This is a genomic window from Tautonia sociabilis, from assembly GCF_003977685.1.
Taxonomy (GTDB): Bacteria; Planctomycetota; Planctomycetia; order Isosphaerales; family Isosphaeraceae; genus Tautonia; species Tautonia sociabilis.
In genome coordinates this window covers 125,459-144,803 of sequence record NZ_RYZH01000004.1, presented here as the reverse complement: position 1 = coordinate 144,803, position 19,345 = coordinate 125,459, and the positions used below count along the sequence as shown (strand labels likewise).

Sequence of the window (19,345 nt, the reverse complement as noted above, 5' to 3'; positions counted from 1 at the left end):
AGCCCCCTCGTCCGGCCCGGGGACGATCGCTCGCCAGACTCCCCGGGCATCCCGAGCCAACGGAGGGCACGCCGCCGGTCGCATGGCAGGGGTCGTGACGATCCCCGCCACCCCGAGGCCAGAACGATCACCGATCCCAGAACTTCGAGATGGAGCTCCGAGCCGGGAGCCGGCCGGCGCTGAGGACGACTCGACCTCAGCCGGCCCGGCCGCGAGCCAGGCTGGTCCGAGGCCGAGATCGGGCCGATCAGAGGGTCTTCAGGCGCTCGAACTCCTCGCGTTCGGTGGGCTCCACGTCGTCGGCGGTGAGGCCGAGTTCCAGGGCTCGGGCCATCGAGGAGCGAGCGGCCTCGGGGTCGCCGGCGGCCTGTTGGGCTCGGGCGAGGTGGAAGTGGTAGAGCGCCCGGTTGGGCTGGGCCCGGGTGACTTCTTCCAGGTCGGCGACAGCCTCCTCGTGGCGGCCGAGGCGTTCGAGGATCACTCCTCGGGTGTCGAGCAGCTCGGGCAGCCGGGTACCGAGGGCCTCGATGGCCTGGTCGATGAGCCGGAGGCCCTCCAGGGGCTCGCCCTCGATCTCGGCCACGGCCCAGGCGAGGTTGTTCAGGTAGATGATGTTGTTCGGCTCGCGCTGAAGCAGCTCGCGGTAGAGGCGGATCTCGTCCTGGAAGCGGCTCGGGTCGGTGCGGCCTTGGAAATGCCGCAACATAGCGAGCACGGCCCGGGAGGCGGGCAAGGGCGGGTTGCCGAGTTCGGCCACCCGCTCGATCAGCGCGCCGGCGCGATCCAGGTACTTCGGGTCGGCTTCGGAGCGCTCGATCACGGTCAGGGCCGCCCGGGAGGCCTGGAAGGCCGCGTCCTCGTCGCCGGAGGGAAGGACGGCCTCGGCCAGGTCGAGGGCCGCGTCAAACCACTCGCGGTCGGCGAGCCACTGGGCGGGCAACCAGGCGAGGCTGGGGAAGCGGTCGGCCAGGTCTCGGCCGACCCGCTCGGCGACCTGGGCGGCCGGGTCGCCCAACTGGACGAGCCGGCGGAAGGTGGCGGCGGCCGTCTCGGCGGCGTCGGGCCGGTCCAGCGCCGCCCGGTAGGCCGCCTCGAGCTCCTCGGCCCGGGAGCCGGCCTCGGCCTGGGCCTCGACCAGCGCAAGTTCCAGATCAGTGAGGGCGTCGGCGTCGGGATCAACGTTGCGCAGCCGATCCACCTGCCGGGCGGCCTCGTCGACCTGGCCGGCGGCGACCAGCGCCTGAGCATACAGGGCGATCGCCGAGGGGTTGGAGCCGGTCAGGGCGGTGACGGCGGCGACCTCGGCGGCGCGCTCGGCGCGGCCCTGCTGCAAGAGCAGTCGCGCGAGCGTCTCGCGGGCGGCGGCGGCCAGCGGGTTGCCGGAGGGCTGGTCGCCGACCAGCGCCTCGAGCCGGCTGACGGCCTCGTCCCGGCGGGCAGGCTCGGGATGCCGGGCCAGGACCAGCGCCCGGGCCAGGCGGTCCTCCGGACCCTCGGTGTCGCCGGAGGGGGGCTCGGGCCCCAGGGCGTCGTAGGACGCCTGCCAGGAGGGAAGGTCGGTGGCCAGCTCGGCCATCAGCAACGCCCGGAACCGGGCGGCCGGCCGCGAGTCGGGAACCGCCGCCAGGGCGCGCTCGGTGTGTTCCAAAGCCCGGCGGAGGCGACCGGCGGCCTGGTCGAACTGGGCGGCGGCCAGCAGAACCTGAGGATCGTCCGGCTTCTTCTCCAACGCGGCGGCGAAGGCGGCCTCGGCGCGAGGGAAGTCCCCGATGGCCTGCAACGCCTGCGCTTCCAGCAGCTCGGGGGGGTCGACCCGAACCGACCGGGTCATCTCGGCGATCGAGGCCAGCGCCGCGGCGCGATCCCCCTTGGCCGCCTGGTAGCGGATCAAGACGACCCAGGCCGCGGCCTGGCCCTGGGAGCGGGCCTGGGCCAGCAGCGCCTGCTCCACCTGGGAGGACTCGCCAAGGCGGTCGAGCATCCCCAGCCGCCAGGAGGCGAACTCCGGCGTGTCGGCCGCCAACTGGCCGGCACGATCGACGTACTCGGCGGCCTTCTCGGTCATCCCCAGCCGGAGGCAGGCCTCGGCGGCCAGCCGGTCGATCCCCACGTCGAAGGCCCCGGAGGAGAGGCGGGGCAGGGCGTCGATCTCCTCGAACTGGCCGAGCCGGGCCATGACATCAACCATCGCCGGAGCGGCCTTCGTCTCCCCCCGCTCCCAGGCCGTCCGCAGGTCCTGCTTGGCCGCCGAGAACGATTCCCGGGCCACCTGGGCGTCCGGCTCCGCCAGGCCAAGCTCGCGGAGGGCCAGGCCCCGCAGCAGCAGGGCGGCCGGCAGGTTGGCGGTGGCCGATCCGGGCGCCAGCAGCGGCTCCAGCGCGGCCAAGGCCTCCCGGGCGCGCCCGGCGGGGTCTCCTCCAGGCATGCGGAGCAGGTACTCGGCCTTGCCCAGCAGATAGGGCAGGCCGGGCTCCTCCTGACCTCCCCGGAGCTCGGCCAGGGCTCGGTCGGCGGCGGCTCGGTCGCCGGTGTCGATGGCCAGCTCCAGCAGGGCCAGCAGCGGGACGGCCGAGCCGGGCTGCAACGCCTTCCACGCGGTATACGAGGCGCGGGCCTCGGCGAACTGGCCTCGGGCGGCCTGCATCCGGCCCAGCGCCTGCAAGACCGTCCCGCGCTCGCCGATGGGCAGGGACCGCGCCCCCTCCTCCAGCACCTCGATCGCCTCTCGGCCCCGGCCGAGCTGGGCCAGCAGCCGGGCCCGGTCGACTCGGAAGATGGCCGAGTCGCCGGCGGCCTCGGGAGCCGAGGCCCGCTCCAGGACCGCCAGCGCCTCCTCGCGGCGGCCGGCCCGGGTGAGCGTCTCGGCCCAGGTCACCCAGAGGGCCCGAGCATCGGGATGGGCGGCCACGGCCCGCTCGAGCTGGGCCAGGGCGGGGTCGATCCGGCCCTCGAGCAACTGGCGGCGGACGTCCAGGGTGATCAGCGCCGGGTGGTCCGGGCCGATCGTCGGGACGCGCCTCGCCTCCTCCAGCGCGGCGTCAAAGACCGCCCAGGAGCGCCGGCCGGCCGGCTGCCTCGCCTGCAGCGCCATCAGCAACTGGAGCTGCGCCAGCCGCAGCTCCAGCGAGCTGGGGACGGCGGCGATCCCCTCCCGAATCGTCGTGAGGGCCTGGTCGATGTCCTCGGCCGCCAACTGCTCGACCAGCGCCAGCCGGGCCTCGACCGAGGTCGGGTCGATGCCGACAGCCACCCGCAGGTCCTCCTTCACCTGGAATCGGACCTGCGGGTCGTTCCCGTTGAGCGCCAGACGGCAGCGGCCCCGGGCCACGAGCAGGTCGGCCATCAGCCGGTCGTCCAGCCCGTCTTCGGCAGCGTCGAACTCCTCGATCGCCCGGTTCAGCTCGCCGGCCTGCTGGAACCACCGGCCTCGCAGGAAGTGGTAGCCCGACTCGGCCTCGGCGCCGGCGAGCCCCTTGAAGCGCTCGACCAGCGGCCGGGCCTCGGCCAGGTTGCCCGAGTCGATCAGGGCATTGGCCAGGGACCAGACCAGGGTCGGATCGGCTCCGGAGGCGTTCTTGAGCCCCTCGCGCAGGCGGGCGATCGCCCCCTCGGTCTTCCGGTCCTGGAGGTCGAGCGTGGCCAGGAACAGGTCGATATCCGACCGGCGGCGGAGCGCCTCGGGAAGCCGGTCGAGCCCGGCTCGGGCCGCCTCCCGGTCGCCGCGATTGAACGCGGCCCGGGCGTCGGCCAGGATCACCTCGGGGTCGTCAGGGGCGAGTTCCAGCGCCCGCTCCAGAGCCTCGGCGGCCCGGGCGGGGTCATCCTCGGCGTAGAAGTCGTGGAGAATCAGGTGGACCTGGGGATCGTCCGGGGAGGCGTCGACCAGGGCGGCCAGCACCGCCTCGGCCTCCTCCGGCCGTTCGAGCCGGTCCCGGTAGATCCGGGCCAGCCGGGCGGCCGACTCCTTGTCCGTCGGATCCCGCTGCAGCGCCGCCGAGTAGGCACCCACGGCCTGGTCCTTGAGAAGTTGCGGCTGGTTCCCGCCGGCCACCCCCTCCCAGGCTCTCCCCAACAGGCGATAGGCCTCAGCGTCGTCGGCCCCTCGCTCGATCAGCTCGTCGAGCACCTGCTGCGCGGCCCGGTAGCGGCTCTCCATCGCCACCATCTCGTCGGCCAGTTGCAGGTTCCGCTCGCCGTAGTTCTGCCGGTTCAGGTCGGACTGAAGAATGTACAGCTCGGCCAGCCAGCGGCGGTTTCGCTGCGGATCCGAGGCGACCTGCCCCTCGGGGTCGAGCTGGAGCACCCGCTCGTTGGCCTGGATCGCCCGCTCGATCCGCCCCCCCTCCTGGCGGTCGAGAACCGCCTCGGAGAGCAGCGTCGCGTAGCGGTCGAGCACCGCCACGTCGTCGGGATGGTCCCGCAGGAACCGCTCGAGGTGCTGCATCGCCAGGGAGGCCTCTCCCCGCCCGGCCAGCGCATCGGCCTGCTTCAGCACCTGGGCCCGCATCCGGCCCTGGAAGGCCCCCCCCGCCAGCAGCCCGACGCCAATGACCACGGCCACGACGACGAGCGTGCCCACCGCCACCTTTTTGTTCAGCTGAGGACGTGATCGCGCTGGTGCCACCTCTAGGATCTCCGGCTTGGCTGGATGCGTCGGGTTCGGGGCAGCGAGCCTCGGGAGGATTCCAAACCTCGTCCAGGTCTACAGACTACGCCCCCTTGATCGTAGTGTGTCGCCCACTCCGTTTCCCACCTCAATCGCCCCGGTTTCTCCGGCCCCCGGGCCGTCTCCTCCCCCAACCCCGCCCCCCCGCCAGGCCTCCCGATGACCGGCACCATGCCGGAATTTCGGAATTTTTGCATTATTCCGAGAAGATGGGTAAAATGGACGCGACAGCCACGCCCCGACGCCGACGACTGACGGCCGACGGCCGACGGGGCGCGACCATCTCGACCGATCTCGGAGGATCGCACCGATGACCGGCGGCATCGCCTGCTCGATCGCGCTGGCGGCCCACCTGGCCGTCGGCGGCCTGGGGCTGTTCGACTGCCTGAAGGCCAAGCACCGGCCCGACCGTCGCGAGCACTCCTACGGCGGCCCGGAGTGCTGCGGGCCGTGCCGATCGGAGGCCCGGGAGGTCGAGCGCCTGATCCTTCTGATGCAGCGGCACCCGAACTGGAAGGAGCGGGACGACGCGGCCCACGACCTCCGCGACTTCGACTGGCGGGATCATCCCGAGCTGGCCCCCGCCCTGGCGGCCTCGATGCTGGTCGACCCGCACGAGGAGGTCCGGGAGGAGGCCGCCGAGTCGCTGGCCAAGCTCGCCCCCCGGGACGGCTCGGCCCACCTCGCCCTGCGTCAGGCCGCCCTGACCGACCCCGATCACGCCACCCGCAAGTGGGCCCGACGGGCCCTGGACCGCCTCGACCGCCGCTGCCTGACCGACTGCGCCCTCTGCGGCCCCCCTCTTGGAGACGCCCCCGAGGTGGTGATCGACCCGGTGCCCTGGGGGCTCGATCCGATCGAAGCGACGGGGGAGCGGGGCGTCCCCATCGGGCCTCCGATCGATCGGGTGCTCCCCAACGGGACGGCCCTGCCGCCGGGGGCCTTCGGCGGGATGCCGGTCGACCCCTCCCCGACTCTCCCCCCCCACGGCCTCTCGCCGGCTCCCCGGACGACGACGCCCTCCCCGGGGGCCCTCCCCCACCTGCCGCCCCCCGCCCTGCCCCCGGCCGAGGGGCCGATCGAGGTGCTCCCCCCGGAGCTTCCCCCTCCCGCCCCGCCGTCCTCTTCCCCCTTCGGCGCCTCGGGCCGACGGGTCCGGACCGGCCCGACGGCTCCCGGGAGAGCCGGCCCGGTCCGCATCCTCGCCCTCGGCCCTCCCTGAGAACCAGCCGGGGCCGGTGGGGCGTCACCCCCCCTCCCTCGGACCTTCCCGGCCTTCGACCCCTCTCGGTCGCTTTCCGGCGGCCGGCTCGACCGGCCGGGCCCGCGGGACGCTCGGCCCCCGGCCCTCCCTCCTCTGGGGAGGATCGAGTCGCCAGGCCTCGTCAGCGAAGCCGGCCGAGGCCGAGGGCGAGGGAGCGGGGGCGGGCCGGGAGAGGAGGTCGAGCAGCGACGGGCCGGCCGATCCCCGAGGGCGGAAGAAATACCCCTCGCAGACGACCACCCGCTCCCGGTAGGGCGGCCAGCGGCGGAGCATCTCGTGCGCCTCGGCCAGGCGATCGTGGGGAACGCTCATGAACAGATGATGCGTCAGGTGGAACTCCTGCCCGTAGGGGAAGACGCAGAACCGTAGGAGCGGGTGGACCCGGAAGACCCGGGAGTTGGTCAGCGCCCCCGAATCGGGGGCGTTGGCGTGGTGGGCGATCTCCCGGAGCTGCATCAGGGCGGGGTAGAACGTCAGCAGCGGCAGGACCCAGAACAGCCCGAAGGCCGTCCAGCCTCCCGAGACGTGCACGATCGCCAGCACGGCCAGCCAGTACGCCCCCCGCAGCCGCTTCGCCACGCTCGCCCGGTAGGCCGCGGCCGGGGGGCCCGCCCCCTCGACTACCGTCGGCGGCGATCCCGAGTTGGCCGCCCAGGCCCGGGCGACGAGGTAGCGGAGCATCGCCGGCGGCCAGAGCGCCCGGAGCACGTAACGCCGCCAGAAGCCGGCCTTGGAGATCGGGAAGCGATGCGGCTCGGGACGGTTCAGGCGGATCAGGTCGGTGTCGCGCCTGGGGTCGTTGACGAATAGGTGATGCCCCCAGTGCGCGGCCCGGTAGCGCTGGGTCAGGGCGACGATCGGGAACATCAGCAGCAGGTCGCCGGCCAGCTCATTGGCCAGCCGATTGCGGAAGAGGACGAAGTGGCTCGCCTCGTGCGCCAGTCCCGAGAGCCGGTGCTGGCCGACCGCGACCACGAACGCCACCGCGATGGCGATCGCCGAGAAGGCGGGGGTCGACAGCCCTCCCCGCGTCCAGGCCTCCAAGGCCGCCGTCCCGGCGGCGATCGCCGCCGCCAGCATCGCGTACTCGCGGAGGATGCAGCCGAGGTTGGTCCGGTTGTCCGGCCTGGCCAGGGCCGCCAGAGCGCGCCGGGCCTGCTCCCAGGTCAGGTCGGGTCCGGATTCGAGTCCGAGATCGAGATCGAGATCGGAGGGGTCGGTGGCCATGGCCGCTCCCGTCGGGGGGATCGATCGGTCGGCCGGCCGACCGCGTCCCGCCCCGCCCGGGGCCGGCGAGCGATCAGGCCGATCCTCTCCTTTCGATTCGACCGGGGAGCGAGGCTCACTCCAGTCGATCGGGCCGGCCTCGGCTCCCCCCGACCGCGGAGGGCTCCTCAGCGTCCCGGTCCCTCCCCGACGCCGCTCCCCTCCCCCTCGGCCGCTCGATCCCCGGCCGGCTTCGCCCCCTCCCGGGCCGGCTCCCGGCCCTCCTCGGGCCTTCCGCCCTGGGATTCCTCCTCGACCCCATGCAGCACGGGCTTGGGGCCGAAAATCTTGTCGAAGTTCGGGAAGCCGTACTTCCGGACGATCGGGCCGCTCATGGCTGGTGAGGTCTCCTGAGATGGGGGGATCGGGGATCGAGCCGGAGGCGGCCGTCACGAGCCGCTGGGCAGGGAGCCGCGGCCGACTCGAGAGCGCAGGCGCCGGATCTTGCGGACGCGCTGGTGGACCTCCCGGGGCACTCGGGCCACGCGGAGGCGGGTGAACCGGCCGACGATCAGCCGGTGGCCGCGCCAGATGACCCGGGGGTTGATCAGGGCGTCGAACCAGATCGGCATCAGGAACAGGTCCTTGATCGGGCTCAGGGCCAGGGTCTTCCAGCCGGGAGCCTCGCCGCGGAGGAGCCGGCACTGGGCGGCGTCTCGGGCGATGCCCAGGCCGATCAACCCAAGCAGGCCGCCCCAGGCGATGCCGGAATCGTCGGAGAAGGCCCAGGCCAGGGCGATCGTGGCGTGGTTGGCCAGGGGCTCGATCACGAACAGGGGGCCGGCCATCTGGCGTCGGATCTTGAACCAGCGGGAGTGTCGGTTGAGGAACCAGCGCAGGCCGCGGTGGCTGTTGACGTTCTCGATGACGTGGTGGCTCAGCCGAATCGAGTAGCCGGCCCGGCGGACCTTCAGGCCGATCGCCTGGTCCTCGGCCAGCAGGTTGCGCACCGAGGCGAAGCCGCCAATGGCCTCCAGCACGTGCGCCGGCATCAGCATCGACTTGCCGACCACGCAGGTCAGCCCCAAGCTGTTGCCCCAGGCGACGTTGCCGGCGACGAAGCCGTTGAGCTGGAGGTTCTCCAGGGCGGCGCCGAAGGTGCGCTCGCCCACCCCCGCGAAGAGGTTCGTCACCAACCCGACCCCCTCCTCGGCCAGGTAGCAAGTCGTCTCGCGGAGGTACTCGGGCCGGACGCGGACGTTGGAGTCACTGATCAGGATCACGTCGTGGCGCCGGAAGCGGTCCATCATGGCCAGGCTCTCGACCTTCGGGTTGAGGCCGAAGGCCGAGCAGCCGATGATCAGCTCGGCGTCGTGGTCGGGGAACTCGGCCAGCAACCGGCGGACGACCTCGATGGCCGGATCGTCGGGGTCGGCGACACAGAAGAGCAACTGGTACTCGGGATAGTCCAGCTGGAAGAAGCTGCGGAGATTCTCCTCCAGCCCCTCGTCGAGCCCCTTGAGCGGCTTGTAGATGGTGACCGGGGGGGTGAACTCGGGCAGATGCTGGCGCCGTCGGCGCCGGGTCATGGCCCAGAGGGCCGCCCCGGAGGCCAGGGTGGTGACAACCGCCACGCTCGCCGCCGCGATCAGCAACAGGCTGCCGCCGCTTATCATCGGCATCGGCCAGTCCTTGGCGGATCCCGCCGCCGACGGAGGGGAAGGGAACGGGCTCGATCCGGCCGCGGCGGCCCTCGCCGCTCGCTTGCTCGCTCGATCACGCACGCGATCGACCCGGGGGCCAATCCGATCGGCCCCCTTCGGGACGGATCGGGTCGATCAGTCTTCGGGCTTAAACCGCAGCTCCATCGGCGCCTGGCAGCAGGGACAGGGCTGATCGTAGCGGACGCTGATGGTGCAGATATCGCAATAATACTCCGGAATCCGCAGGGCGCCCGACTCGTCGGCGACCCGGGCGGAGACGACCTGCAGATACGGCAGGCCCTCCAGACGGCGGGCGACCAGCTCGGCCGGCCGGTTGCGTAGCCGGCCATCCTCGAAGAAGGCCCGGCTGCCCACGTTGTACAGCAGCGGGATGATCTCCCCCCCCGCTCGCTTCAAGACGACCTGATCGGCGATCGGCCCCTGCTGCTCCGGCAGGCCGAACGGCCCGAGCGCCTCGGCCAGCAGCACGACCTCCCCCTCCAGGGTCACGGTCTCCACCACCGGGCCGTCGACAGCGGTCGGCGGCAGCAGGGCGACGAGCATCAGGGCGGGGCTCATCCAAGCGATCATGACATTCGCGCGGGATCGGGATCGAATGACCTGGCGGTTCCCGTGTTCGGTTCGATTTCCCCATCATATCGGACGCCGTCCCCAGGACAACTCGGAATCGGCCCGGATCGGCCTTGACCAGGCTGATTCGGCTGTCCCGCGCCGCGCTGCTCGACGCCCAACCCTCTCCTGCTGGCCTCGCGGCTGCCATCGACCCGATGCCAGCCTGATCGCAACTGGTGTGGAAATCGTCCGCTCGACTCGAAGGAAGCGGCCTTGCCTGGCGTCGGTCCTGATCCCTAGAATGAACGATTCACGCCCGGGCTGGGCGTGGATCGTGTGGGTCCACCGCTTCCTGTCTCCAGTCGAATGGCGGTCGGCCGTTCCCGGGCCTTGGGTCGAGGGGCGGTCCTCGCCGTGGGGGAGGGTTCCTGGATTGAAGATCCGTCCCGCCAAGGTCGGCGACGTGCCGACCATCTCCGAGCTGATCCGGACGTTCGCCGAGCGCAAGTTGATGATCCGCCGCTCCCTGGGAGAGCTGTACGAGTCGATCCGCGAGTTCGTCGTCGCGGTCGACGACGACGGCTCGGTCGTCGGCTGCGCCGCCCTGCACGTCTTCTGGGAAGACCTGGCCGAGCTGAAATGCCTGGCCGTCGCCGAGTCGATGCAGGGCCGAGGGGTCGGCAAGCTGCTCGTGGATGCATGCTGGGACGCCGCCCGGGAGATGGACCTGGACACGGTCTTCACCCTCACCTATGTGCCGGGCTTCTTTGAGAAGTGCGGCTACCGACAGATCGACAAGGCCGAGCTGCCCCACAAGATCTGGAATGAGTGCGTCCGCTGCCCCTTGTTCCCCAACTGCCACGAGACCGCCCTGATCCGCACCGCCGAGCCGGCCGAGGAGCTCGTGCGCGAGGCGTTCGCGGCAGCGTCGGCGGCGCGGTGAGTGCCAGGCCGATCGGTTCGGAGGAAGAGCCGAGGCGGGGGGGTGTTCCGCCCTCCGCCTGGCCGCCGAGGATCGCCGAGAGCGAGGGAGAGGCCCTCGGGAAGCGTCGCGGGGCCGCGTTCGGGGCGACGACGATCGTGATGCCGATCCCCCCGATAACCCCCACGCCCGCCGACCAAGGCGATCGGCACGAGGAACGGCCAGAGCGCCGCTGGCCAGCGGCGATGGCTCGCTTCGTCGTGGCCCCGCCTGATCCGGGCGCTCCTCCTCTCCGAGCGACACTCCGGGCCGTGCGGGACAGCGAAGGGCGGAACCACCCTCGCTCGACCAAATCGCCACGGATCGTCTCGCGTCCGGCCGCCCGAGGACCACGAGCCAGACGACTCCCGGTTCGGGGGGACGTCTGGACTTCCCCGGCCGGGATCGGGAAGACTGGATCTCCGGCCGTTGGCCTTCCGATCCGCCCTCCGGCCGCCGCCCCGCCACCGCCCCGAGCCCCTGCCGATGCCCCGCACCCGACCCTCGCCGCGCCAGGACGAGCCGTCCTCTGAGGTCGCGGACGCGCCTGAGATGCCGCCCGATGGCCGCCGATCCGCCCGGGCCGGGCTCATCGCCGGCCTGATCGCCTTCGCCCTGCTGGCGATCACCGAGCCGATGCTGGCGATCGTCTGGGACGAGGGGTATACCCTCGGGCGGGAGCGTCGGATCCGATCCTGGCTCTCGGCGCTGGCCGATCCCCAGGGGTTCTCCCGGTCCTGGGAGCCTCCTCCCCTCGAACTGGTCCAGCCCGACGGGCCGCCTCCTCCGGGCCGGGAGCCGGTCGTGCCGCCGAGCCGGGATCAGCTCGCAACCCGGGCCAGGCTGTTGGCTCCCGAGGTGATCGCCTACTTCTGGCCGTTCGCCCGGGAGGAGCCGCACGGGCACCCGCCCTTCTACGCCCTCCTCGGCCTGGCCGGGGATCTGCTCACCCCCTGGCGGGACGACCTCGGCCGAGCCCGGCTGGGGCCGATGCTGCTGTTCAGCCTGGCGGCCGGCGCCCTGTTCTCCTTCCTCGACCGCCGGCTCGGCCGCTGGGCGGCGATCGCCGGGGCCGCCGCGCTGGTGCTCCAGCCCCGGCTCTTCGGCCACGCGCACTACGCGGCCTATGACGCCCCCCTGACCGCCCTCTGGGTGCTTGGCGTGCTCAGCTTCGCCAGGGCGACCGAGGACTCCTCCCGGAGCACCCCCCGGTGGGGCTGGGCGGTCGTCTTCGGCCTGGTCGCCGGCGCCTCGGCGAGCACGAAGCTGACCGGCTGGTTCCTGCCGCTGCCGATGCTCGCCTGGGTGGCGGCCTTCCGAGACCGCCGAGGGCTGCTCACCCTGCTGGCGGCGGGGCCGGTGGCCCTGGCGGCGATCTACGTGTTCATCCCCCCCTGGTGGCACGACCCGGTCGACGGCGTCCTCCGCTTCCTCGCCTCGAACACCGGCCGGGCCGAGACGATCCCGATCCGGACGATGTACCTGGGCAAGGTCTACCGGACTCCCATCGACTCGCTGCCGCCGGACAACACCCTGATCCTGACGGCGATGGTCACGCCGATCGGATTCCTGGCGCTGGCGGTTGTGGGGGCGTTGCGGTCGGCCGTGGCCGGCTCGACGGAGCGGTTCGGAGTGCTCGTGCTGCTCCACTGGCTGATGTTCCTCGTGCTTCGGGCCCTGCCGAACGTGCCTGGGCATGACGGCGTCCGGCTGTTTTTGCCGGCCTTCGGCATGCTGGCGATCGCCGCCGGGCTAGGGGCGGGCGACCTGGTGAACCGGGTCGGCCGGTGGGGGAAGCTCATCGTCTCGGCGGCGGTCATCGAGGGGGCGGCGAGCGTGGCGGTGATGATGCCCGTGCCGCTGTCGTACTACTCGCCGGCCGTCGGCGGCCTGCCGGGGGCGGCCCGGCTGGGCATGGAGCCGACCTACTACTGGGACGCGATGACCCCCGGGGTCCTCTCCTGGCTCGACGAGCACTCGCCCGACGGCGCCTCGGTGGTGCCGACGACCTTCCCCACGTCGTTCCTCTTCCTCAACGAGTCGGGCCGGCTCCGGGCGGCCATCGTGCCGATCCCGACGCCCAAGGCCTCCTGGTTCGTGGTGCAGAACCGCACCGGGGAGCTCGACCCGATCGACCGGGCGTTGATCCGGGACCACGAGCCGGCCTTCGTGCTCCGCAAGCTCGGCGTGCCGCTGCTGTGGGTCTTCCCGATGGACGCCGTCCGGGCCGTCGAGGAGGCGATGCGCCCGCCTCCTCGGGCCTTCGGGCCGAGCAGCGTGGAGACGTTCGCCCCATGACCGACCGCCAGGCCCCCTCGTCCCGACGGATCTGGCCCGGCTCGCTGCTGGTGCTCGCCGCCTCCCTGGCGGCCACCGTGCCGACGACCGGGGACCTCGGCCTGACCTGGGACGAGCCCGCCTACCGCTACAGCCAGCTCGTGTCCGCCCAGTGGTGGGAGCAGCTCGCCTCGGCCCGCTCGCGCACCGACCTCGACGAGGCGCTCGACCCCGACGCCCTCCTCTACTTCTGGCCCTACGGCCGGCACGGCATCAACTTCCACCCTCCCCTGTCGGGCCAGCTCGACCTGCTGACGTACGCCGTCTTCGGCGGCTGGATGAAGGACATCCCGGCGCGTCGGCTGGCCTCCGTGTTCGAATATGTCATCACAATTACGGTTTTGTACCATTTTCTGACAAGGCGCTACGGCGTCCCCGTCGGCCTGACCGCGGCCGGAGCCCTGCTGACGATGCCCCGCGTGTACGGCCACGGGCACCTGGCCGGCACCGACACGCCGGGCATGATGCTCTGGCTGCTGGCCGCCGTCTCCTGCTGGAAGGGGCTGACCGAGCCGGGATCGGGGCGGTGGCGGGCGGCGGTGGGGCTCCTCATCGGCCTGTCGTTCCTGGTGAAGATGGCGGCGGTGATGGTCCTGCTGCCGATCCTGGCCTGGCTGGCCCTCGGGCCCCTCCCCCGAGAGCTGCGCCGGGGAGGCCGGGGCGCCTGGCTCGACGCGACGCTCACGACCGGAGCGCTGCTCCTGCCGCTGGCCGTCGCCTTCCTGGAGATCCGCCGGCTCTCCGGGCTGCTCCCCCCTCCGGCCGAGACGGACCTGTTCGTCTGCCGTCCCGAGGCCCGGCTCCCCGGCGCGATCCTGCTCGCCCCGCTGGCCGTCTGGCTCGCCCGACGAGCACTGGCCCGGGTCTTCCCCCGCTCGACGACCTGGGGCGTCGAGCGGCCGGCGCTGGAGATCCTCGGGGCGATCCTGGCCTTCGCCCCGGCCGTCGGCTGGCTGGGCAACCCCGCCTGGTGGCGCGAGGCCCTGCCGAGGCTGGCGCACTATGCCATGCTGAACGTCGACCGGGAGGGGGCCCTCCCCGACATTCGCATCTATTATCTCGGCGAAACCTATCTCTTCAGCCTCCCCTGGCACAACGGCTGGGTGCTGATCGCCGTCACGGTGCCGGCGACGATCCTGCTGGCGGCGGCCATCGGCCTGGGGTTCGGCCTTCGGGTCGTCCGTCGCGATCGGCTGCCGCTCTACCTGCTGGTCCACTTCCTGACGCTGCCGGCGCTGCGGATGCTGCCGACGCCGGCGCACGACGGCATCCGCCTGATGCTCCCCTGCTTCCCGTTTCTCGCCGCCTTCGCCGGCTGGGGGACGGCCTGGGCGGCCGGCGGCCTGGCCCGGCTCCCGCTGCTGAGGCAACGGCCGGGGGCGGTGCGGGCGGTCGCGACGGCGGCGGTCGTCGGCTGGTCGGCGGCCCAACTGGCGCTGATCCACCCGTTCGAGCTCTCCTACTACAACCGGCTCGTCGGCGGCCCAAGGGGCGCCTGGCGGCTCGGGTTCGAGCTGTCGTACTGGTACGACGCCTTCACCCCGGAGACGATCCGAGCGATCAACGCGATCTTACCCGAAGGGGCGTCGGTCGTGCCGGCGAACGAATACTCCCAGGTGCCGACCTTCGCCGAGCTGCAATCCCTGGGCGCCCTGCGGGGCGACCTCCGGCTCGACGAGCGGCCGGACGAGGGGTTCCCGTACGTCTGGCTGCTGACGCACGACTCGAAGGCCAACGCCTACTCCCGGCTGCTGTTCGCGATGGAGCCGGCCTTCGAGCGGAGGCCCCGGCAGCTCGGCGGCCTCCGGGTGGCGGCGGTCTCCGACCCGGACGACGCCGCCCTCGCCTGGGCCGTGCAACTGCTGGCCGCCGGGTCGGGGACGCCGGATCGGGTCGAGGCGCCGCTGCCGGGCTGGCTCCGGTCGGCCGCGCCGTGGCTCGCCCGGTTCTGGGGAGAGGGGCTCTCCCGGCCGACTCCCCCCGGGGTCTTCGAGCCCGCCTTCTCCTGGGCCGCCGACGACCCCCAGCGCCTCCGAGCCGCCGCCGTCGCCCTGGCCGAGGGTCGGCCGGACGACTCCCCCGACTCCCCCGCGCTGCGGGCGATCCTCGACCGCTTCGGCCCCGCCTTCACCGCCGACCTGCTGGCCCGGCGCCCGGGGGCGCTGGTCGACGCCGTCGAGCTCCTGATCGACCGGCCCGACGCCCTCCGCCTCGTGCTCCGCTCCCCCGGCTACACCGACCCCGCCGCCATCGGCGGACCCCTCGACCGCCCGACGGCCCGGCGAGACGGCGAGGCGAACTGACCGCCCGGGAGCCGATCGGAGCCGGCCTGGCCGGCGGGCGACTCGCCTTGCCGGTCCCGGGGCCGTGGGGTACGATCCGCCGCGACCCGCCCCCGGAAGCCGAGCCCGGCCCGAGGGCGGGCGACCGGAGTCTCGGCGGGGCGGTCGGAGACGGCCCCGCCCGGTCGGAATGGGCCGGATCGCCCCGGACGGGGAGGCCGGGCCCCACCAGGGAGGAAAGGGGGCGAACAGCCGTGGCCGCCACGATTCGAGAACTCGCCGATTTGGTTCAGGGACGCGTGGTCGGCGACGACAGCACGCCGATCGTCGCCGCCAAGCCGGTCACCGAGGCCGGGCCCGGCGACCTGACCTTCCTCGCCGACGACCGCTACCTCAAGGCCCTGGCCGCCTCGCCCGCCTCGGCCGTGCTCATCGGCTCGGGATTCGCCATCCCCGAGCCGGCCGACCGGTCGCCGACGATGACGTTCATCGTCGTCGACGACCCCCGGGCCGCCTTCATGCTCCTGCACGCCCGCCTGAGGGGGGCCGCCGCCGAACGCTGGGTCGGCATCCACCCGACGGCCGTCGTCTCGCCGAAGGCCCGGCTGGGGGAGCGGGTGGCGATCCACGCCTTCGCCGTCGTGGCCGACGACGCCGAGCTGGGGGACGGCTGCACGGTCGGCCCGCATTGCACCATCGGCCCCCGATCCCGGCTCGGCCGCGACGTGACGCTGCACACGAACGTGTCGATCTATGAGGACGTGACGATCGGCGACCGCTGCGTCCTGCACGCCGGCGCGGTGATCGGGGCCGACGGCTTCGGCTACCGGTTCGAGGGGGGCCGGCACGTGAAGGTACCGCAGAGCGGCGGCGTGATCATCGAGGAGGACGTCGAGATCGGCGCCAACTCCTGCATCGACCGCGGCACCTTCGGGCCGACCCGGATCGGGGCGGGCACCAAGATCGACAACCTCGTGCAGGTCGGCCACAACGTCCGGATCGGCAAGCACAACATCCTCTGCGCCGGCGTGGGAATCGGCGGCAGCGCCGTCTCGGGAGATTACGTCATCATGGGCGGGCAGGTCGGCGTGGCCGACCACCGGACCATCGGCGACGGCGCCCGGCTCAGCGCCCAGTCGGGCATCAACCGAGACGTCGAGGCCGGCTCCACCGTCTTCGGCACCCCGGCGGTGCCGCTCCGGCAGCAGATGCAGATGCACTCGCTCACCATGAAGCTCCCCGAGATGCGCCGCGAGCTGAAGCGGCTCGCCGCCGAGGTGGATCGGCTCGCCGCCTCCTCGGCCAAGGCGTCGGGATCGGCCGAGGAGGACGGCCGCGACCGGGTCGGCAGCTCGGCGGCCTGAACCAGCCCGGGGGCGATGCCGGCGCCGGGAGGCCGGCGCCCAAGGGCTGTTGGATCGTCGCCGTCGGTCTCCCCGAGCAGCGCCGGGGAGACCGAAACCGCTCCGGCCCCCCTCGGCGCCGCTCCCGCCAGGCAAGCCCCGAGCGGATGACCCCGCCTGGTCGGGAACGTGGACGGGAACGAGGACGGAGCGACCGACGACCGCAAGGAGGCGACGAACGCCGTGACCGCCACGATCGATGCCCGATCCCGGACCGGAGCCGGACCCTCTGCCTCGTTCGAGGGCAGGGCCGTCGGCCTGCTGGCCGGCAGCGGCCGGTTCCCGATCCTCTTCGCCGAGGCCGCCCGTCGCCAGGGGCTCCGGGTGGCCTGCGTCGGCATCCGGGGGGAGGCCCCCGAGACGCTGGCCGGGCTGTGCGACTCGTTCGACGTCGTGCCCGTGACCACCCCCTCCCGGATCATCGGCGCCTTCAAGCGCCGGGGGGTCCGCGACCTGGTCATGGCCGGCAAGGTGCACAAGACGGCGATGTACACGCCGTTCCTCTTCTGGCACGCGATCAGCGACCCGAGAGCCCGTCGCGTCTGGTACCGCGGGGCGCTGCGGCGGGATAAGAAGGACGACACGATCCTGCTGACGGTGATCGACGAGTTCGCCAAGGACGGCCTGAGCTTCCGCTCGGCCCTGGACTTCTGCCCGGAGCTGCTCGTGAACCACGGCGTGCTGACCCGTCGCCGGCCCTCGAGGTCGGAGCTGGAGGACATCCGGTTCGGCTGGCACCTGGCCAAGGAGATGGGCCGGCTGGACGTGGGCCAGTCGGTCGCCGTGAAGGACTGCGCCGCCATCGCCGTCGAGGCGATCGAGGGAACCGACCGCTGCATCGAGCGCGCCGGTCAGCTTTGCCGATCCGGCGGGTGGACCCTGGTGAAGGTCGCCAAGCCGCAGCAAGACATGCGGTTCGACGTGCCCACGGTGGGCCTGGGCACGATCGAGAAGCTCCGGGAGGCCGGCGCCCGGGTGCTGGCGATCGAGGCGGGCAAGACGATCGTCATCGACCGGCCCGAGGTGGTCGCGCTGGCCGACCGCCTGGGAATCACCCTGGTGGCCCTCGACTCGGCCGAGGTGCTGGAGGGAACCCCGGCCTGATCGGGCCTCGGCCGCCGTCGGCCCCCCGCCGGCGATCGGCCGGGGGAGGCGGTCCTCGGCCGCCGTCAGCTCCCGGCCCGGTGGAAGAGGCTGGGGCCGGCGGGGACGGTGTCCGGGCCGAAGAGGCGGTTGTGGAGCATCCGCTCCAGGGCGATCGGGTCGCCGAGGACCGACTCGGCGGGCTCCAGGTCCAGCTCGGTCGGCGGCCGGTTCGAGTAGGACTGGACGACGGCCAGGCGGTCGATCAGGGGGGGGTGGGCGCCGTCGGACCGGGCGGGGAGCTCACTCAGCAGGCCGTGACGCATCGAGGTCAGCAAGGGCTCGGGCAGGCGTCTCCAGAAGGAGCGGAAGTAGCCGTAGAGGGTCAGGCCGCCGGAGACATCGGGGCGGTAGTGGCCGAGCACCTCGCGGAAGAGGGGCTGGACCAGGGCGACCTTCACCAGGGCCGAGGCGGTGGCGTCCCCCCCGGCCACGCTCGCGGCGAAGCGGTCGGCCCGGGTTTCCTGGCCCCGGGCGATGGGGGCCAGCAGGGCCGAGCCGGCGGCGTGGCAGAGCCGGGCCCAGCCGAGCAGGGGGCTGAGCCGGGCCCGGTCGGTCCGGGAGGCGTCGAGCGACCGGCCGAGGGCCTCCACGAACCGGGCCGACCGGGCCACCGACGTCGCGTCCCCCCGGGCCAGGTGGGCCAGCTCGTGGGCGAGCACGGCTCGCAGCTCGATCCGGGTCAGGACCGACAGCAGCGGCAGGCCGATCAGCAGGGCGCGCCCCCGGCGCCCCCAGGCGGTGGCCCCGCAGCAGGGCAGGTAGCTCAGGCGGAGCTGCCCCGGCGGCCGGGCGCCGGCTCGGCGAGCCAGGGCGGCGACCTCGTCGAACAGCTCCGGGGCGTCGGCCCGGCCCAGCACCGGGCCGTGGTCGGCGTCGGGGTCGCCCGCCACCCTCGAGGGGCAGACGCCGCCGAGCGTCGCCACCACATCCGACCAGCTCGTCACCCGGTCGTCGAGCCAGCCGCCGACAACCGGCACGAACCCCCCCAGGGCGATCAGCGCACCGGCTCCCAGGGCGTTGCCCACGGGGAAGCCGCCCGCGATGACCGCCAGCCCTAGCCCGCGCAGGCGGAGCGACAGCCCGCCGATCGTCGGCCCCGGCTCCCGGTTCGGGTCCCGCCCGACGTCGGCTCCCCCCACCGCCTCCTCCTCCCGCACGCCCCTCGCGATCGACAGATGTCCGATTCGCGGTTGACCTTCTGGGACAAGTGTCTTAGGATACGGGGGTCGGTGCGGCCGGGTCAAGGCCTGCCGGCCTCCACCCACCCTCCCCGCGCGGGCCTCCGCTCCGAGTCGAGGCGGCGGCCCCCCCGCGCCGCCGAGGCCCCGAACTCCATCATCCCTCATCGATTCCACCTGTGGAAGGTCCCCGAGCGATGGCCAAGCAATCCCCCTCCATCCCCGACTCGGAGCTGGACGTCCTGAAGGTCTTGTGGGACCGCGGCCGGGGGACCGTCCGCGAGGTGCTCGACGCCCTGAAGGCCGCCGGCCACCTGGGCAAGATCAAGGGCAAGCCCTGGTCGTACGCCACCGTCGCCACCCTGCTCGACCGCCTGGAGCAGCGCGGCCTGGTTTCCAGCGACCGCCGCGAGTTGGCCTTCGTCTACACCCCGACCGTCGCCGAGCAGGACGTCCGCCGCGAGCGGATCGGCCACCTCGTCGACAAGCTGTACGAGGGGGAGCCCGGCCTGCTCGTCCTGCACCTGCTCCAGCAGCACCGCCTGGCCCCCGAGCACGCCAAGGAAGTCCGGGCGCTGCTCGAGCGGCTTGACGCCGAATCCGAGCCCCCCGCCCGCGGCTGACCC

At 73.0% G+C, this 19,345-nt stretch carries 13 protein-coding genes; 7 read left to right on the top strand and 6 right to left on the bottom strand.

The genetic code is table 11. The features are described from left to right. Positions 1 to 247: 247 nt before the first annotated feature. Entirely contained in the window at positions 248 to 4,624 is a 4,377-nt protein-coding gene (locus TsocGM_RS03520) for a tetratricopeptide repeat protein (protein WP_126723932.1), read from the bottom strand. 352 nt (positions 4,625 to 4,976) lie between these two features. Here TsocGM_RS03520 and TsocGM_RS03515 point away from each other — a divergent pair, with 352 nt between their 5' ends. Further along, positions 4,977 to 5,888, top strand: a complete 912-nt coding sequence (locus TsocGM_RS03515; protein WP_126723931.1) for a HEAT repeat domain-containing protein — start codon at positions 4,977 to 4,979, stop codon at positions 5,886 to 5,888. A 24-nt stretch (positions 5,889 to 5,912) separates the two neighbouring features. Here the strand turns inward: TsocGM_RS03515 and TsocGM_RS03510 are convergent, their stop codons facing one another. The 4 genes from TsocGM_RS03510 to TsocGM_RS03500 form a co-directional block, all read right to left on the bottom strand. Beyond that, on the bottom strand, positions 5,913 to 7,157 hold the full coding sequence (locus TsocGM_RS03510; protein ID WP_126723967.1) for a fatty acid desaturase family protein: 1,245 nt from the start codon (positions 7,155 to 7,157) through the stop codon (positions 5,913 to 5,915). 167 nt (positions 7,158 to 7,324) lie between these two features. Further along, positions 7,325 to 7,531 (bottom strand): hypothetical protein, encoded by a 207-nt coding sequence (locus tag TsocGM_RS25745; protein WP_158633358.1) that lies wholly within the window; start codon positions 7,529 to 7,531, stop codon positions 7,325 to 7,327. A gap of 54 nt (positions 7,532 to 7,585) precedes the next feature. After that, the gene (locus TsocGM_RS03505) at positions 7,586 to 8,818 is read right to left on the bottom strand and encodes a ceramide glucosyltransferase (RefSeq protein ID WP_126723930.1); all 1,233 of its coding nucleotides are present in this window, start codon (positions 8,816 to 8,818) and stop codon (positions 7,586 to 7,588) included. A 156-nt stretch (positions 8,819 to 8,974) separates the two neighbouring features. Continuing rightward, positions 8,975 to 9,418: a hypothetical protein gene (locus tag TsocGM_RS03500; RefSeq protein ID WP_126723929.1), complete on the bottom strand. Its 444-nt coding sequence runs from the start codon at positions 9,416 to 9,418 to the stop codon at positions 8,975 to 8,977. Positions 9,419 to 9,845: 427 nt separating this feature from the next. On the opposite strand from TsocGM_RS03500, the gene TsocGM_RS03495 reads away from it, so the two are divergent. The 5 genes from TsocGM_RS03495 (at position 9,846) to TsocGM_RS03475 (ending at position 17,499) form a co-directional block, all read left to right on the top strand. After that, on the top strand, positions 9,846 to 10,355 hold the full coding sequence (locus tag TsocGM_RS03495) for an N-acetyltransferase (RefSeq protein WP_126723928.1): 510 nt from the start codon (positions 9,846 to 9,848) through the stop codon (positions 10,353 to 10,355). A 570-nt stretch (positions 10,356 to 10,925) separates the two neighbouring features. Beyond that, positions 10,926 to 12,671, top strand: a complete 1,746-nt coding sequence (locus tag TsocGM_RS03490; RefSeq protein WP_158633357.1) for a glycosyltransferase family 39 protein — start codon at positions 10,926 to 10,928, stop codon at positions 12,669 to 12,671. Further along, positions 12,668 to 15,013, top strand: a complete 2,346-nt coding sequence (locus TsocGM_RS03485) for a glycosyltransferase family 39 protein (protein ID WP_126723926.1) — start codon at positions 12,668 to 12,670, stop codon at positions 15,011 to 15,013. The genes TsocGM_RS03490 and TsocGM_RS03485 overlap by 4 nt, the downstream gene beginning before the upstream one ends. Before the next feature lie 233 nt (positions 15,014 to 15,246). Next, on the top strand, positions 15,247 to 16,356 hold the full coding sequence (lpxD, locus tag TsocGM_RS25740; RefSeq protein ID WP_158633356.1) for a UDP-3-O-(3-hydroxymyristoyl)glucosamine N-acyltransferase: 1,110 nt from the start codon (positions 15,247 to 15,249) through the stop codon (positions 16,354 to 16,356). Between the two features lie 222 nt (positions 16,357 to 16,578). Further along, complete coding sequence (locus TsocGM_RS03475) at positions 16,579 to 17,499, top strand: LpxI family protein (protein WP_126723924.1); 921 nt, start codon at positions 16,579 to 16,581, stop codon at positions 17,497 to 17,499. A 65-nt stretch (positions 17,500 to 17,564) separates the two neighbouring features. Here the strand turns inward: TsocGM_RS03475 and TsocGM_RS03470 are convergent, their stop codons facing one another. Continuing rightward, positions 17,565 to 18,680, bottom strand: coding sequence for a M48 family metallopeptidase (locus TsocGM_RS03470; protein WP_126723923.1), 1,116 nt, complete (start codon positions 18,678 to 18,680; stop codon positions 17,565 to 17,567). A 236-nt stretch (positions 18,681 to 18,916) separates the two neighbouring features. Between TsocGM_RS03470 and TsocGM_RS03465 the strand changes: the two genes are divergently transcribed. After that, positions 18,917 to 19,342, top strand: coding sequence for a BlaI/MecI/CopY family transcriptional regulator (locus TsocGM_RS03465; RefSeq protein WP_126723922.1), 426 nt, complete (start codon positions 18,917 to 18,919; stop codon positions 19,340 to 19,342). Positions 19,343 to 19,345 lie beyond the last annotated feature (3 nt).

Coding starts and splice junctions, on each gene's coding strand:
- TsocGM_RS03515 (WP_126723931.1), top strand. CDS start 4,977: ATGACCGGCGGCATCGCCTGCTCGATCGCGCTGGCGGCCCACCTGGCC.
- TsocGM_RS03465 (WP_126723922.1), top strand. CDS start 18,917: ATGGCCAAGCAATCCCCCTCCATCCCCGACTCGGAGCTGGACGTCCTG.
- TsocGM_RS03490 (WP_158633357.1), top strand. CDS start 10,926: ATGCCGCCCGATGGCCGCCGATCCGCCCGGGCCGGGCTCATCGCCGGC.
- TsocGM_RS03485 (WP_126723926.1), top strand. CDS start 12,668: ATGACCGACCGCCAGGCCCCCTCGTCCCGACGGATCTGGCCCGGCTCG.
- TsocGM_RS03500 (WP_126723929.1), bottom strand. CDS start 9,418: ATGAGCCCCGCCCTGATGCTCGTCGCCCTGCTGCCGCCGACCGCTGTC.
- TsocGM_RS03505 (WP_126723930.1), bottom strand. CDS start 8,818: ATGCCGATGATAAGCGGCGGCAGCCTGTTGCTGATCGCGGCGGCGAGC.
- TsocGM_RS25745 (WP_158633358.1), bottom strand. CDS start 7,531: ATGAGCGGCCCGATCGTCCGGAAGTACGGCTTCCCGAACTTCGACAAG.
- TsocGM_RS03510 (WP_126723967.1), bottom strand. CDS start 7,157: ATGGCCACCGACCCCTCCGATCTCGATCTCGATCTCGGACTCGAATCC.